Origin of the sequence: Bradyrhizobium sp. BWC-3-1, from assembly GCF_032917965.1 — a bacterium.
Taxonomy (GTDB): Bacteria; Pseudomonadota; Alphaproteobacteria; order Rhizobiales; family Xanthobacteraceae; genus Bradyrhizobium; species Bradyrhizobium canariense_D.
In genome coordinates, this window is sequence record NZ_CP136625.1 from 4,683,404 (window position 1) to 4,697,874 (window position 14,471).

Annotated in this window: 12 protein-coding genes and 2 pseudogenes; 8 read left to right on the forward strand and 6 right to left on the reverse strand. The window is 59.8% G+C overall.

The window, feature by feature from the left end:
• Window positions 1-23: 23 nt before the first annotated feature.
• The 6 genes and pseudogenes from tnpA (at window position 24) to istB (ending at window position 5,213) form a co-directional block, all read left to right on the forward strand.
• Window positions 24-437: an IS66-like element accessory protein TnpA gene (tnpA, locus tag RX329_RS22780; protein ID WP_094183533.1), complete on the forward strand. Its 414-nt coding sequence runs from the start codon at window positions 24-26 to the stop codon at window positions 435-437.
• Entirely contained in the window at window positions 431-784 is a 354-nt protein-coding gene (tnpB, locus tag RX329_RS22785; protein WP_085394292.1) for an IS66 family insertion sequence element accessory protein TnpB, read from the forward strand. Before tnpA ends, tnpB begins: the two co-directional genes overlap by 7 nt.
• Window positions 785-835: 51 nt before the next feature.
• Window positions 836-2,401: an IS66 family transposase gene (gene tnpC / locus RX329_RS22790; protein ID WP_317244292.1), complete on the forward strand. Its 1,566-nt coding sequence runs from the start codon at window positions 836-838 to the stop codon at window positions 2,399-2,401.
• Between the two features lie 29 nt (window positions 2,402-2,430).
• Window positions 2,431-3,000, forward strand: coding sequence for a plasmid pRiA4b ORF-3 family protein (locus tag RX329_RS22795; protein WP_317244293.1), 570 nt, complete (start codon window positions 2,431-2,433; stop codon window positions 2,998-3,000).
• 18 nt (window positions 3,001-3,018) lie between these two features.
• Window positions 3,019-4,341, forward strand: a pseudogene (gene istA / locus RX329_RS22800) (IS21 family transposase); the annotation flags it as partial.
• Window positions 4,342-4,349: 8 nt separating this feature from the next.
• Window positions 4,350-5,213, forward strand: a complete 864-nt coding sequence (gene istB, locus RX329_RS22805; protein ID WP_317244294.1) for an IS21-like element helper ATPase IstB — start codon at window positions 4,350-4,352, stop codon at window positions 5,211-5,213.
• Between the two features lie 2 nt (window positions 5,214-5,215).
• Here the strand turns inward: istB and RX329_RS22810 are convergent.
• The 6 genes and pseudogenes from RX329_RS22810 to RX329_RS41990 form a co-directional block, all read right to left on the reverse strand.
• A pseudogene (locus RX329_RS22810) lies at window positions 5,216-5,833 on the reverse strand (SMP-30/gluconolactonase/LRE family protein); the annotation flags it as partial.
• A 554-nt stretch (window positions 5,834-6,387) separates the two neighbouring features.
• Window positions 6,388-7,251, reverse strand: a complete 864-nt coding sequence (locus RX329_RS22815; RefSeq protein ID WP_247409582.1) for a sugar phosphate isomerase/epimerase family protein — start codon at window positions 7,249-7,251, stop codon at window positions 6,388-6,390.
• Between the two features lie 6 nt (window positions 7,252-7,257).
• Window positions 7,258-8,025, reverse strand: a complete 768-nt coding sequence (locus RX329_RS22820) for a substrate-binding periplasmic protein (RefSeq protein WP_085385783.1) — start codon at window positions 8,023-8,025, stop codon at window positions 7,258-7,260.
• Window positions 8,026-8,051: 26 nt separating this feature from the next.
• Window positions 8,052-8,384, reverse strand: a complete 333-nt coding sequence (locus RX329_RS22825; protein WP_094183748.1) for a c-type cytochrome — start codon at window positions 8,382-8,384, stop codon at window positions 8,052-8,054.
• A 116-nt stretch (window positions 8,385-8,500) separates the two neighbouring features.
• Complete coding sequence (locus tag RX329_RS22830; RefSeq protein ID WP_085385785.1) at window positions 8,501-10,222, reverse strand: pyrroloquinoline quinone-dependent dehydrogenase; 1,722 nt, start codon at window positions 10,220-10,222, stop codon at window positions 8,501-8,503.
• A gap of 2,382 nt (window positions 10,223-12,604) precedes the next feature.
• Window positions 12,605-12,817, reverse strand: a complete 213-nt coding sequence (locus tag RX329_RS41990; RefSeq protein WP_410706043.1) for a helix-turn-helix domain-containing protein — start codon at window positions 12,815-12,817, stop codon at window positions 12,605-12,607.
• A gap of 474 nt (window positions 12,818-13,291) precedes the next feature.
• Here RX329_RS41990 and RX329_RS22835 point away from each other — a divergent pair, with 474 nt between their 5' ends.
• Both RX329_RS22835 and RX329_RS41995 read left to right on the forward strand, forming a co-directional pair.
• Window positions 13,292-13,537 (forward strand): PilZ domain-containing protein, encoded by a 246-nt coding sequence (locus RX329_RS22835; protein WP_317244295.1) that lies wholly within the window; start codon window positions 13,292-13,294, stop codon window positions 13,535-13,537.
• 237 nt (window positions 13,538-13,774) lie between these two features.
• Window positions 13,775-14,005, forward strand: coding sequence for a DUF6894 family protein (locus RX329_RS41995; protein WP_410706044.1), 231 nt, complete (start codon window positions 13,775-13,777; stop codon window positions 14,003-14,005).
• Window positions 14,006-14,471 lie beyond the last annotated feature (466 nt).

The following is a 14,471-nucleotide window of genomic DNA, read 5'->3' on the forward strand; positions in this document are numbered from 1 at the left end:
CATCTTCTGCAAGGGTGCTCACAATGGACGACCATTCGGACGACATAAGACGACCATTGACACAGCGTATCGAAGTGTACGCCGGCGCAGGCCGTAAGCAGTGGCCGGATGATTTGAAGGCCCGGATTGTCGCGGAAAGCCTTGAGCCGGGCGCGGTTGTAACAGATATCGCACGCCGGCATGGCTGCCGGCCACAGCAGGTGCATGACTGGCGGCGCCGGGCGCGTTTAGGTCAACTGGTGCTGCCAGCTGCGGCGGGTGCACTGTCGTTTGTGCCGTTGGTGTCGGAATCGTCGCGTGCCGCGCCCTCCGGATCGCCGGAAGCAGCCGTTGTGACGGTTGAGCTCCAGGGGGCACGAGTTGAGGTGCGAGGGACGCCTGGACTTGCCGTGCTGAGTGATGTGTTTGTTGCGTTGCGCCGGACACGTTCATGCTGACGGCTCCCGCTGGCCTCATGATTTACGTTGCGACCCGACCTGTAGACTTCAGGAAGGGCGCGGATGGTCTGGCGCTGTTGGCGAAGGAGACGCTGGGCCACGATCCGATGAAGGGGGTGGCGGTGGTCTTCCGTGCGAAGCGCGCTGATCGGGTGAAGATCGTGGTCTGGGATGGTAGTGGCCTCGTGCTGTATTGGAAGCGGCTTGAGGGCAGCGCCTTCCAGTGGCCGCCGGTCGTTGACGGCGTCATGCGAATGAACGCGGCGCAGTTGTCCGCGCTTCTGGCCGGCATGGATTGGACACGCATGCATGCGCCTCGAATCCCGCAGCCGAAAGCGCTTGCGTAGGACATAAAATCTTCGCTGCATCGGGGCGCGAAGCATGGCAGACTCGGGCCAATGAGTGATTTGCCTGATGAACTGCCGAGCGATCCAGCCGAGTTGCGCGTCTTTGCCGCGGCTCTGCTGGATCGCTGCGCCAGGCTCGAGCGGTTGCTCAAGCTTGCAAAAGACGCGCAGTTCGGTCGATCGTCGGAAAAGCTTGACGGTGATCAGCTCCAGCTTGTTCTGGAGGATATCGATCAGGCTGTCGCGGCTCTCGAAGCAGCCGAGGACCGCGCCAATCCCAAAACACGCGAGAAGAGAGCTGCCGAGCGCAGGGCCAATCGTGGCAAGCTGCCGGAGCATTTGCCGCGCATCATCGAGACCCTGATGCCCGCTGCAACCTGCTGCCCGTGCTGCGCAGGCGACCTTTTTGAGATCGGTCACGATGAGAGCCAGAGGCTGGACGTCGTACCGGCGCAGTATCGCGTTATCGTCACCCGCCGCCCCAAACTGGCCTGCCGCGCCTGTCACGGCGTCGTCCTCCAGCATGCTGCTCCCGAGCGATTGATCAGGGGAGGACTGCCGACCGAGCGGCTCGTCGCGCATGTGATCGATGCCAAGTATCATTGGCATTTGCCGCTTTACTGCCAGACGCAGATGCTGGCGACGCACGGTATCGCCATCGACCGTTCCACGCTCGCCTTCTGGGTCGGCTACGCCGCCCAGGAATTGAAGCCCTTGTGGCATCGCCTGCGCGAGCTTCTACTCGCCTCTCCGAAGCTCTGTGTCGATGAGACCCCGGCGCCGGTGCTGGATCCCGGGCGCGGCAGGACCAAAACCGGCTACTTCTGGGCGCTGTCGCGCGATGACAGGCCTTGGGCCGGGCCTGATCCGCCCGGCGTGGTCTATGCCTATGCACCAGGCCGCGGCGCCGTTCATGGCTTGCGACTGCTCGAAGGCTATCGCGGCATCATCCACTGCGACGGCTATCAGGCTTACAAGACCATGATGCGAGAGACGCGTGCGGACGCCTTGTCCGGGACGCTCGCATTCTGCTGGTCGCATCTCCGGCGCCAGTTTGTGAAGATCGAGCGCGAGGCTTCGCCGGCGCCGGCGCCGGTTGCCCGCGAGGCCCTCGAGCGCATCGCCCAGCTCTACGCGGTCGAGAAAGCCCGCCGTGGCCGATCTGACGCCGAGCGCCGCGCGGGCCGGCAGGCGCATGCCCGGCCGTTGGCTGCAGCCTTGAAGCAGTGGTTTGAGGCGAAGCTTGGTCACCTCGCGCAGAAGAGTGAGACGGCGAAAGCTTTACGCTATGCACTGCGTCATTGGGACGGCTTGACGCTCTACCTTGATGACGGGCGCATCGAAATGGACACCAACGCAGTGGAGCGTGCGATGCGGCCGATCAAGCTCAATGCCAAGAACGCCCTGTTCGCCGGGTGTGACGAGGGTGCTGAGAATTGGGCATTGCTGGCGTCGCTCATTGAGACCTGTAAGCTCAACGGCGTCAGCGCCGAGTATTGGCTTGCCGACGTTCTCGCAAAGCTCGTCAATGGCTGGCCGGCGGCACGGCTGGACGAACTGCTTCCCTGGGCATCCACCTATACGATGCATGCACAAGATCCGAGGCTTGCGGCATGAGCCTCAGCACGACCGCGGTCCGGATCAAGGTGACTCTCAAGGACGTGAAACCGGAGGTGATGCGATGCCTTGTCGTGCCGCTCACGCTGCGCCTTGATCGGCTGCATCTGACGCTTCAGGCGGCGTTTGGCTGGACGAATAGCCATCTCTTCGAGTTTTTGGCTGGCGAAGGACGTTGGGGTATCCCTGATCCCGATGGAGATTTTGGCCCTCAGCCCATCGATGCTCGCAAGACGCGGCTCTCCAATATCGTTCACGAGACCGGCGCGAAGACGATCCATTATCTCTACGACTTCGGCGACAGCTGGGATCACGTGATCAAGCTCGAAAAGTGGTTCGACAACACGACAACGGAGGGACTTCCCCTCTTGCTCGAGGCCGCCGGCCGTTGTCCTCCGGAAGATGTCGGCGGTGCGTCAGGCTATACCGAATACCTCGACGCCATCCGCGACCCCACCCATCCGGAGCACGAACAAATGCGCCTCTGGGGCCCTGAGCAGTTTGATCCCAACGTCGTCGACCGGAAGGCGCTCGAGGCCGCCGTCAACGCATTGTCGGAAATATGGAAGCCGCGCCGGCGCACCACGCGTTCAAAATAGACGTCAAGCACCAATCAAATGGGCCTCAGAGCGACGCTTACGCTTGACCGGTTGCTGGCAGGGAATGAGAGCAAGGCGGCGCGGGAACGGCTGACGCTGATCCGGCTATTCGAGGAGCTTCGCGGCCTCGGTTATGCCGGCGGCTATGATGCGGTTCGTCGATACGCACGACGGTGGAGCAAGGAACGCGGCACCTCGACAGCGTCGGCTTATGTGCCGCTGAGCTTTGCACCAGGCGAAGCCTACCAGTTCGACTGGAGCCATGAGGTCGTCCTGCTGAGCGGCACCACGGTGATGGTGAAGGCCGCTCATGTCCGGCTCTGTCACAGTCGCATGCTGTTCGTGCGGGCCTATCCGCGCGAGACGCAGGAGATGGTGTTCGACGCCCACGATCGGGCGTTCGCCCTGTTCAAAGGCGCCTGCAGCCGCGGCATCTACGACAACATGAAGACCGCGGTGGAGACGATCTTCGTCGGTAAAGGCCGTCTCTACAATCGCCGCTTCCTGCAGATGTGCAGCCACTATCTGGTCGACCCGGTCGCCTGTACGCCAGCGTCGGGCTGGGAGAAGGGGCAGGTCGAGAACCAGGTCGGGCTGGTCCGGGAACGCTTCTTCACGCCGCGGCTGCGGTTCAAAAACCTCGACGAGTTGAACGCCTGGCTGCTCGACAAATGCATCGCCTACGCCAAGGCTCATCGCCATCCGGAGCTGGCCGATCAGATGATCTGGGAAGTGTTCGAAGCCGAACGCCCCAAACTCGTTCCCTATGCCGGCCGCTTCGACGGCTTCCACGCAGTGACGGCATCGGTCTCGAAGACCTGCCTGGTGCGCTTCGACAACAACAAGTACTCGGTCGCAGCCAGCGCAGTCGGACGACCGGTCGAGGTTCAAGCCTATGCGGATCGCATCGTGATCCGTCAGGATGGACGCATCGTTGCCGAGCACCCGCGATCCTTTGGCCGCGGCGATACTGTCTACGACCCCTGGCATTATGTGCCGGTGCTCGCCCGCAAACCCGGCGCCTTGCGCAACGGTGCTCCCTTCAAAGACTGGGTGCTGCCGGCCGCGATCGAGCGGATCCGGCGCAAGCTTGCCAGCACCGACGATGGCAATCGGCAGATGGTCGACATCCTCAACGCGGTGCTGACTGACGGTCTGCCCGCGGTGGAAGCGGCCTGTGCCGAAGCGCTCGGTCATGGCGTCCATTCCGCAGATGTCGTTCTCAACATCCTGGCCCGTCAACGTGAACCTGCCCCACCGGCCAACATCATGACGCCGGCCGCACTGACGCTCCGTCATGCGCCGATCGCCGATTCTGCCCGCTACGACAACCTCCGGAGGACCATCTGATGGAACGAACCCAAATCTTCGACCTCATGGGCGAACTCAAGCTCTACGGCATGAAGGCTGCCTTCGACGAGATCATGGCAACTGCCGTCAAGCGCCAGCACGAACCTCAGCGCATTGTCGGCGACCTGCTCAACGCCGAGATCAACGAGAAGCAAGCCAGGTCGATCAAATACCAGCTCACCATTGCCAAGCTGCCGCTTGCCAAGGACATCGCCGACTTCCAGTTCGACGGCACGCCGATCAATCAGACTCTCGTCAATGATCTCGCCGGCGGCGGCTTCATCGCTCAACAACGCAACGTCGTGCTGGTTGGCGGCACCGGTACAGGCAAAACACACCTGGCCATTGCCATCGCCAGAAGTTGCATCCGATCCGGTGCCCGCGGCCGCTTCTTCAACGTAGTCGACCTCGTCAATCGCCTCGAGACCGAGACCCGCAACGGACGACAAGGACGGCTCGCCGAGCATCTGACCCGGATGGACTTCATCGTGCTGGATGAACTCGGCTATTTGCCCTTCGCCCAGTCCGGTGGCCAGCTTCTCTTCCACCTCGTCAGCCGGCTCTACGAGCGCACCTCCATCATTGTCACCACCAATCTTGCGTTCGGCGAATGGCCGAGCGTGTTCGGCGATGCCAAAATGACCACCGCGCTACTCGACCGATTGACCCATCACTGCGACATCGTCGAGACCGGCAACGACAGCTGGCGATTCAAAAGCCGCGACGATGTTCAAACAACCCGCGCTCGCGCCGTCTCCGCAACCCCGACCAGCTCCGACGACCCGAGCGCTACCAGCAGAGCACGCCGATCAAAGGGGTCCCTTTTGGATGCCGATAGGGGGTCCCAGTTGAACGCCGATTGACAGATGTGAGAGGGATTGTCGGGCCCGTCGGTGAAACCGGTGTCGATCACATACAGCTTCTTCTCATCGGGCGCGAACGCAATCCCGTTCGGCTCAACGAAATCATCGGCGATCACCTTGATGTCCCCTGATTTAGGATCGACGCGGTAAACGTTGTGCTTTTCCTGCTCGGGCTCGGCCTTGATGCCCTCATAGAAGCCGCCGATGCCGTAGGCCGGATCGGTGAACCAGATCGCACCATCGGACGTGACAACCGCGTCGTTTGGCGAGTTCAACCTTTTGCCATTGTACTTGTCAGCGATGATGGTGATCGAACCATCCAATTCAGTCCTGGTAACGCGTCGGCCAGAATGCTCGCAGGTGATCAAACGGCCCTCGCGATCGATGGTGTTACCGTTCGAGTTCATGGATGGCTGGCGGAACACGCTGACGTGACCGTCGTCTTCCGAGAAGCGCATGATGCGGTTGTTTGGAATATCGCTGAACAGGACATAGCGGCCAGCCGGGAAGTAGACCGGCCCCTCGGCCCATCGAAATCCCGTTGCGACGCGTTCTACCGCCATCGTTCCGGCGAACGCCGGAAAGTCAGCCGGCCCGAACGTGGCCTTGCCCTTCTTCATGGATTCCAGGTGAGCATCCGGGTAGCGGCTTCCCGATAGCGGCCCCAATGGCAACGGCTCGGTCGACCTGGTTGGAGCGCCCGTTTGACCGAATGGCGCTACGCTCGTAGCCGAAGCCATTTTCACGGTTGCTGCCATTGTCGCGGCTGCTGTTGTGGTGAGAAACGCGCGTCTGTTCATCATCACCTCCCTAGTTGCATTGACTATTTTTGCGAGACGCTGATCGGCGATCCGAACTGCTTGCCAAGCAGTGCTGTCGTTCGGACATCGTAAATTGTAGCACGAGAAAGATGGGCCAAGAAGTCGAGCAGTGCGCTGAGCGTGAAGAAGGCAATCCTAGGGGAATGGGGCGCATCTCGCTGTGCGCACCCGCCCCGAGGTCGATCGCGTAGGGATGAGTGAGCCAAACGGGTTCAAAAAAAGCCCCAGCTCCGGGTCGGGGAAACTGGGGTCTAGCCTCTCGCTTGGGCCGGCAAGGGGACCGCCGGCACCGACATGCTAGTTCCTCCAGGGGTTCCAGGGGAGTCACGATCAGGTGTGGTTGATCACAAGCATTACGGTGTGCGTGGCCGAATGAACCCGCGCGAAAGATATGGCTGGTTCCGAAGAAATGCGATGCTTGTCTCTATGCTCCGCAGCGGATCAGTTGAAACATCCTGTTCGACGAGAACATGTCTCACGCCGCTCTGGCGCGCAGCTTCGAGTATGCTGGCAAAGTCGATCGTGCCGCGACCTAGTTCGGTGGTCGAACCATCTTTTGCCATGTCCTTGAGATGAACCAGTGGAAACCGCGATGGATTTGCCCTCAAGACGCGCGCAGAATCGAGATTTCCTTTGGTTGCCCAATAAACATCGAGCTCGAACTTGACCAAGCGCTCGTCCGTGCGCCTCAGCAAAACATCATACGGCTGGATGCCACCGGGCAGGGCAGCAAACTCGAAGTCATGATTATGATAGGCGAGGGTCAAGTTCGACCGCGACGCTAATTGACCAATCGTGTTCAGATTATCGCAGATCCGCTTCCAATCATCGGTGGTCTTCCGTACCGACGGATCCAACCATGGACAAATGACAAACCGGCTGCCGAGCAAATGAGCGATCTCGAACGATGGTTGGGCATTGTCCCGCAGACTGGGGTAGTCGATATGCAGTGATGGGGCAGTGAGACCCAGGCCTAGCAGGAGCTTACGGGTGTGGCTGACGTCTGAGCCGAGAATGCCTGCAAACTCCACCTCGCTGTATCCGAGAATGGCAACTCTCCTCAGGGTCCCCTCAAAATCGACCTTCAGCAGGTCACGAACCGTGTAGAGCTGCAGGCCAATTTTCCGCACCTCTCCACCGAATGTCGAATCGATTGTCATCATCGCCCCAGCCGCGCTGAATCCTAAAACAGTTCGCCTGCTGAGTTCCGCCGGCATACTGGGCTATCTTGGCGCTTGTAGGACGACACCGTAGCGCTCGTATATCCGATTGATCGTACCGTCGGTTCGCAACCGGTCCAGGGCTCCGTCGATAGCTTCACGCAACTGGTCATCCGGGCGCACCATGCCAACAGCAACATTCCAGTTAAGGTTCGCCTCGTTCTCGTCGAGTTCGAGAATGCGTACCGCCTTGTCCGGATGCGTCAAATTGAAATAGCTGGCCGTCGTCGGGGTGACCGCTGCCGCATCAATCTCATGATTGGCAAGAGCCTCTAGGCTGTCGACCTCGAAACCAAACGTCGAGGTGGGCACGTGGCGCCGACCGAGGGTCATGGCCGCCATAGATCCGACCAGGACACCAACTTTCGAGTGCTCATCGAGACTCTTGAAGGAGGTGAGTTTGCTTCCATGAGGAACTGCCAGCGCAACGCCCGTGCGGTAATACGCCTTCGATATCCTCAGATTGGTCTCGCCCTGCGCCTCGCGGTCGGCGATAATGTCGAGCACGATGTCGCAGCCCGCGCTCCGCATCTGGTATTGAGTGATGATCCAGTCTGACCTCAGTGAGACCCCAAGCTCGCGCGCGAACGCGTTGCCCAACTCGATCTGAAATCCGGGAGGGTCACCGGCCTTGTTGGCGAAAGGAAGCGAGTTGGGGTGAGCGCATAGTCCAAGCACACCGGAGCTGCGGATTGCATCGAGAGAACGGGCCTGTGCCACATTGGCTAGTCCCAGCAGGGCGCCGACCAAGAGGGCAAGATAGGTCTTCATGAAACCCCTGTGTGGATCAATGTCGCCTAGCCTTCATGGGGCTTCAGGGCGCGGATGTATTTGGTGATTTCGTCGATTTCCGCATCGCTGAACGTCGCGCCGAAAGCCGGCATCGCGCCTTCCTTGCCGTTCTTGATGCGGTTCCGGATGAAGTCGTCATCTCGCTTGCTATCCATGAGCTGCGGCCCCTTACCGGCAGCGCGACCGCCGTCGGAGTGACACCAGCCACAGGTGGTCGCGAACAACTGCCCGACATCGAGCTGTTGGTTATCCGGAGCGCCCGGAGTAGGTTGCTGCGCGCGAGAGGGCAAGCTGGAAATGGTACTGAGCGCGGCCAGTGTTAAGGTCGACAACGTCAAGATCTTCCAAGCCAATCGCATACCGGCCCGTCCTAACTCTCAGGGTACAAGTTGCGCCGACCTTCGCTTTGACAGAGGGAGCGGTGTCAAGCCGCTCCCTCCCGGCGTCACGAACATCATTTCAGACTGTAGACGATGAGCGCGCCGTCGTCGCGAGGCATGCTCTTGTAGACGCCACCGAAAGTCGGCGCGTAGTCATCCGACGCCATGCCACCGAAGCCGGCGACGACCGCGATGTACTGCTTGCCATTAACGGCATAGCTGATGATGCCGCCCTGATGGCCGGTGCCGTCGCCATGGCTCCACAATTCGGCACCGGAGTCAGCATCGTAGGCATGGACCGTGCCGCGCGAGTCCGGCACGAACACCAGATTGCCTCCAGTCGACAATACGCTTCCGAGCGGCGGCTCGGGGAAGCGCACTTCCCACTTCTTGGCGCCCGTGATGGGATCGCGCGCGTCCAGATGGCCGTAGATCTCACCGCCGGGCGGCGGAGCGATCTTGAAGTCGGCTCCGATGTTGAGTTGGGCCTGAGGAGCAACGATCGGAGTCGTCTTCTGAACTTCGAGCGTCATGCACCATTCCTGGCCGAGCTTGTAATACAGGCCGGTCTTCGGGTTATACGATCCGGAATTCCAGCTCACCCCACCAGATATGTGAGGGCACAATGGTTCGGAAGCCTTCCCGGCGGTGAAGTCGCGGCGGCCGATTAGCTCACCCGTCTTGGGATCAATATCCTTGACGAAATTGCTGTTCTGCGTGATCCGCCATACGTTTTTGACGCTGAGGTTGCGGTCGTAAACAAAGATGTATCCGCTTTTGTTCGGATGAACGATGTACTTCTGGCCATCGCGATCGAGCATCACGAACTCGCCGACCGCGCTATCAAAGTCCCAGGCGTCGTGAGGTAGCTCCTGATGATAGGATTTCAGCTTGCCGGTGTCGATGTCGAGCGCAATGACTGAGGAGGTATAGAGATTGTCTCCGGGACGCGCCCCTTGCGTCTTGTAATCGGCTCCCGACCAGTCGTAGAGCGGAGCCGGGTTTGCAGTGCCCCACAGAATTGTATTTGTCTCGCCGTCGTAGGTGCCAGGCATCCAGCCGCCGCCGCCGCCGGTCCGCCACGAGTCATTGCCCCAGGTCTTTATGGCGTCGTCGGTGCCGGCAACCGTCAGGAATTCCCATTTCTTCTTGCCGGTTGCTGCATCAACACCGAAGATCGGGCCCCGGCCAGGCCATTCGCCGCCTTGCGCGCCGATCACCACCGTGCCCTTGGCGTAAAGTGGCGCTCCGGTGAAACCAACGGTCAGCTTCTGGGAATCGACCAGCTTGGTGTCCCACATGACCTTTCCGGTCTTCATGTCCAGCGCGATGAGGCGGCCGTCCATTGTTCCGACGTAGACCTTTCCGTCGCCGATGGCGGCACCGCGATTATAGGGGGAGTGGGTCTGCCGCGCGATCAAGGCCTCGTCCAACTCGGGGAAGTAAGACCAGATCACCTCACCGGTAGCGCCGTTCAGTGCAAACGTGCGGCTATAGGACCCAGTGTAGTAGAGTACGCCGTCGGCCGCGAGAGGCATCGATTGCAGCCCTCGCGTGGAACGTCCTGGAATATGGATCCAGGCAACGCCCAGGTTGCTTACGTTACTGGGATTGATCTGTGCTAGCGGGCTGTAGTGATACGACTTGTATGAGCCATGATAGGTCAGCCAATCGTTCTGACCGGCGGATTCAATCCGGGCCGTGTCCACGGATTGCGCAAACGCCCCCGACGCCATGGGCGTCACACCAATAACAACAACAACAGGGAAAAAAGAATAACGCCACTGCTTCTTCATGTAGAGTTCCTCCCGCTTTTTTATGTTTGTGGACTGAGTCGGCCGCCTCCGAGGAGTTTCGCCGTTCAATGCGGCGCTTCTTCGCTACCACCTATCAGGTGCGCGCCAACTTCTCTCGCTCTTCTCACAAGAAGCTACGCTGACCGGACTGGCTGTGGTGCACCAACCCATTCGTAGAGTACGCGGGATCACGTCTTGTGCAACGACGGAATACTTACCGGGCACGGCAGTGAATGTCAGCGCCTCTTACCGAAGTCTACCCTGTCTTGCGGCTGGGGAGCCGTCTCGGCGACAAAAAAACCCCCGTTGAACGGGGGAGTACCAGGATCAGCACTTTTACGGGCGCGATCGGATCGCTTAGCAGTCGGGCATTCCTGCTGGGCGCGAGGAAGCATTGGCGTTGGCACTCGTGCCGGAAGAAGCAGCGGAAGAAGAAGTGCCAGAGCTTGACCCGGGTGATGTTGTTGCGCCGACAGTGGTATTTCCGGATGGTCCAGTTGCGGTGGCGCCGCTAACGTCCCGAACCACCCTATTAGCCACGTCCCAGCATTGTTTGAGATCGTGACCACTCGACCCACCCGTCGAAGTTCCTTGTGCGTTTGCGAATGCACCGATAGCCAACAATGCGGCGCTGATCGGTACTCCTAGATAAATCTTCCTCATTGATGAGTCTCCTCTTGTGTGCCGGCAAGTGTGCCGACGCCTCTTAATGCGGGTGCAACATCCAACGTTCCATCCGGATGCAAGCATCAAGCGAGCAAGGAAACTCGGCTGACGAAACTGGATGAGCGACTTCGACGAGCTCGCGGCACGGAGCACATCTAACCTGGACCTGGCGGGCGCTTTGTTGCGACCAGGAGGAGGCTCGCGGAACGTTTTCGGTCCGAGTGCTTCTGTCGATAATCCCCAAACTTCCAAACTTCGGAAGTTAGAGGATATCCACTCCTCCTCACCATCAGTCGCAAGATGCTGCGAGGGCAACGCTTCTTGGCGCTTCAGTGAAGCTGCGTGTAAATTGCTACGGTGATTAGCTACGAAGCTGCCCTAGCGGCCGTCGCTCAGCTACAGAGTGTCGGGATTGAACCCATCCATTTTCTTGGCGGGTGCCGCTCGTCGCGCGCCCTTGTTGCTCCACCGTCGCCTCGTAGCACCGCCCCAGCGTAGTTCACGGCGTCCAGATGTACGACTGGCCCGAGGGCCAGACGCGCCGCGCAGATGTCGGGAAAGCCGTGCCACTCGGCTGAGAGCGGAAGCGAGGGGCCGCCTCAGAGGGCGGCCTTCTCGTTAGCTGGTAGGCGTCAGCATGTCATCGGTGAACGAGCTAAGGACCGCATACCTCCAGCATCGAGAAAAGCAAGGCACCGCCGGGGCAATGGCTGCTCGAGCGCTGATCGAACTACGCCAACTCTGTTGCTCCCTTCACAGATGCGTGCTTCATAAGCCCCGCTGTCGGCGGCGGCGCCGACGCGCTCGGCTCCCGTGCTTTGGATCGAAGGTGCGGACCTCCAGGTACGGGGCCGGATTAGCGCTGCTAGAATGGTTTCCGACTGCGATCGGCTTACAGCATGGACTGTAGACTAGCCGTCTTGGCAGGAAATACCGAGGTTGTCACACGCGAGAGCGAATGACTCTTTTGCCTTTGCATCCTCGAACCAGAAACGAGCTCCGACCTCCGCGCGATCAATCCACCAATCGACATTATTGCCTCTCGCTATGCGAGACGCTTCGCCGCGTAAAAGGTCCAGTTGTCTTCCGGCAGCACGAACGATCAGGCAATTTGCTTTGGGCACAATCCGTTCTCCAAGGGCAATCAGCACTCGTATGAAATGGCGCCAGCCGGGTTGATCCTAGAGCTAAGCACCGTAAACGAAGGCCGCAGCAGGGGGGCCCGCTGCGGCCTCATTGTCAAAAAATGCCGGGTGAAAAGATCTAAGTGAGGTATGGAGCCAGCCCCGGTGGGGCAGCATACCGGGCCATTGGGCAAGGGAAATATGATCTAAATCACAATTCAAATTAGTAATGAAATCCGAACCATCTATGCTGAGGGAGAGCGCCGCCGGGGCTGGCTAGCTGGCGGGCTCTCACCCCGAGCACAAGGCCGCGTATGTCCCCCACGGCCCCGTCCCAAGCAACACGCTACGCAGCCACCGCTAACAAAGTGTAAACCTTGTTCCGTTCATATTCGTCGGTCGCAATGGTGAACTCGCTGCGACTTCCGGCTGGACGCCCGCTAGCTAACGCACCTGGCGGGCTTTCTTCCTTTCTGAAACCAGTCCGATGATCCATCAAGCATTGCGTCGATGAAGAGAAACGACAAACCCAAAAAGCGTTGCGGCTGCAGTCAAAGACGCGAAGATGGGAAGGGCGGGGGAGGACTCTCGGTTAACCGATCCATTGGGCAAAGGCGCGTCCGTTGGTGCGGCTTACTCGGCCTCGCTGCTTGCGGAAACGTTGTAACCGACCGTAGACGGCCTGGCGACTGCGACCCAAGCGCTCGCCGAGCTCGGTCGCAGTCATGCCCTCGTCGTGTAGCGCAAGCAGTCGCGCTTCTTCTTCGCGCGACCACGGGCGGATCTCTTGTCGATTGTTGGACATCGTTCATGCCAGCAAAAGCGCTGCGGAGCGTCATCGTAAGTCAAGATCGTAAACGATAAGTTCAGGAGCGTGGACGTCGCCCGACTCGCGCTCGCAAACCCAGGGACACGTGTAACCTCGACCCAAGATAAGGCAGTCTCGGGTACCCGCGTAACGATCTGTAAGTATTGGGCATGCAAAATAGCGCCTTTCTGCGCGTGATCAGTCTGACCAAGGAGATCGCCGTGCCATCAGATAATGATGACGAGTTGGCTGTGTGACGCGAGAGATCGCTGACAAGGTGATCTATGTTCAGAGCCAAATAATCCTGATCGAGGTCCTTAAGCGAGACGGACACGACGTATCCGACTGTGAGAGAGAGCTGGCTAAAGAGCGGTCGGGCTTGGCAACGCGGATCGCGAGGCAGTTTAGATTGCTTGAAATAGTCTCGACCAATGAAGGACCCGAGACAGCCGCGTCAACACAAGGATAATCATGTCCGATCGCCGGAAGAACGATCGTTCGGAGGTCGACTTAGCAGCCTACATTTTTGGAGATGGCGGCAGCCGACGTTGCCGCGTGTTCAATATCTCGGAGGACGGTGCTGGGATCGAGTTATCGACGAAGCTGCACATGCCTGCCACATTCAAGATGATGTTGGAAAGAGACCGTATTATCAGAGATTGTCGTCTCGTTTGGTCCAGTGATACTCGCATCGGCGTGGTGTTCAAAGCCGATTGAGGCGGCTCTGGTAGGTTGTCGGTGCCAGCCAAGTGCCCCGCGGGACAAGGTCGGGGAGTGTTACCAGGCTGTCTAGCGGGCCGAGCGTTGTTGCTGCGGGTCACCGACGCCACACGCGACGGGGGGCTGTGGAGGAGGGCGCCCGGTGATCCGCTTCCCAGGACCTGCCGTTTTTGACAGATGCGCGCTGTCCCGACGTGTGGGCATGATCGCGGCTCAAGGACGAGGGCCGCGGCTATGCGACGATACTACTTCCCGATTTTACACGACGGCGAGACACTGGCGGACGATGTGGGGGAGCTATTTCGCTCCGCTGAGCTAGCCGTTCAGTACGGCGCCCGCGTCGCTCGGGACATCGCCAGCGATCCCGCATATGACCGTGATGCGGGCACGCTCGTAATCGTGGTTGATGCCACCGGCGCCGAGATGGCGCGGCATAGGGTTGCTAGTTTTGCAACAGCTGTCTAGCGCGTTCGCCACCGCGTCGAAGCCTTGAAAGACAATAGAATTTTCCAATTTTGCGATCAGATCGTCACCGACGTACAGGGCGATCCTGGCTCCCTTCACAGATCGCTAGAAGCGGGAGGCGTCGAGCGTTGCGGTCAGTGACGGCGATACGAGGAGGGCGCGGGATGACCGAAACGATGACCAACACGGTGCCGTCGCGAATTTTGCTCACCTCTTTTGGGCGCCTTCGCACGCCTGGCCCCTCGTCCGCCGCCTTACCCTTGAGCATCATCAGGCTGCCGGTTCGGCCAGATCGCGTCGATAGTCCGGCTTAGCATTTTCGATCGCGCACGGCTTGTGCAACACGGGCCTGCTCTTGAATTGCTCCGGCACCCCACCCGAACCGCTCAGAAAAAAGAATGGGCGTCCCCGAACCGTGATTGGGCCTATCGCGGGATAGCCATCCGGGGTGTCAGAAACGAGAAAG

Coding starts and splice junctions, on each gene's coding strand:
- tnpA (WP_094183533.1), top strand. CDS start 24: ATGGACGACCATTCGGACGACATAAGACGACCATTGACACAGCGTATC.
- tnpB (WP_085394292.1), top strand. CDS start 431: ATGCTGACGGCTCCCGCTGGCCTCATGATTTACGTTGCGACCCGACCT.
- tnpC (WP_317244292.1), top strand. CDS start 836: ATGAGTGATTTGCCTGATGAACTGCCGAGCGATCCAGCCGAGTTGCGC.
- istB (WP_317244294.1), top strand. CDS start 4,350: ATGGAACGAACCCAAATCTTCGACCTCATGGGCGAACTCAAGCTCTAC.
- RX329_RS22815 (WP_247409582.1), bottom strand. CDS start 7,251: ATGCCGGCGGAACTCAGCAGGCGAACTGTTTTAGGATTCAGCGCGGCT.
- RX329_RS22820 (WP_085385783.1), bottom strand. CDS start 8,025: ATGAAGACCTATCTTGCCCTCTTGGTCGGCGCCCTGCTGGGACTAGCC.
- RX329_RS22830 (WP_085385785.1), bottom strand. CDS start 10,222: ATGAAGAAGCAGTGGCGTTATTCTTTTTTCCCTGTTGTTGTTGTTATT.
- RX329_RS41990 (WP_410706043.1), bottom strand. CDS start 12,817: ATGTCCAACAATCGACAAGAGATCCGCCCGTGGTCGCGCGAAGAAGAA.
- RX329_RS22835 (WP_317244295.1), top strand. CDS start 13,292: ATGTCCGATCGCCGGAAGAACGATCGTTCGGAGGTCGACTTAGCAGCC.
- RX329_RS41995 (WP_410706044.1), top strand. CDS start 13,775: ATGCGACGATACTACTTCCCGATTTTACACGACGGCGAGACACTGGCG.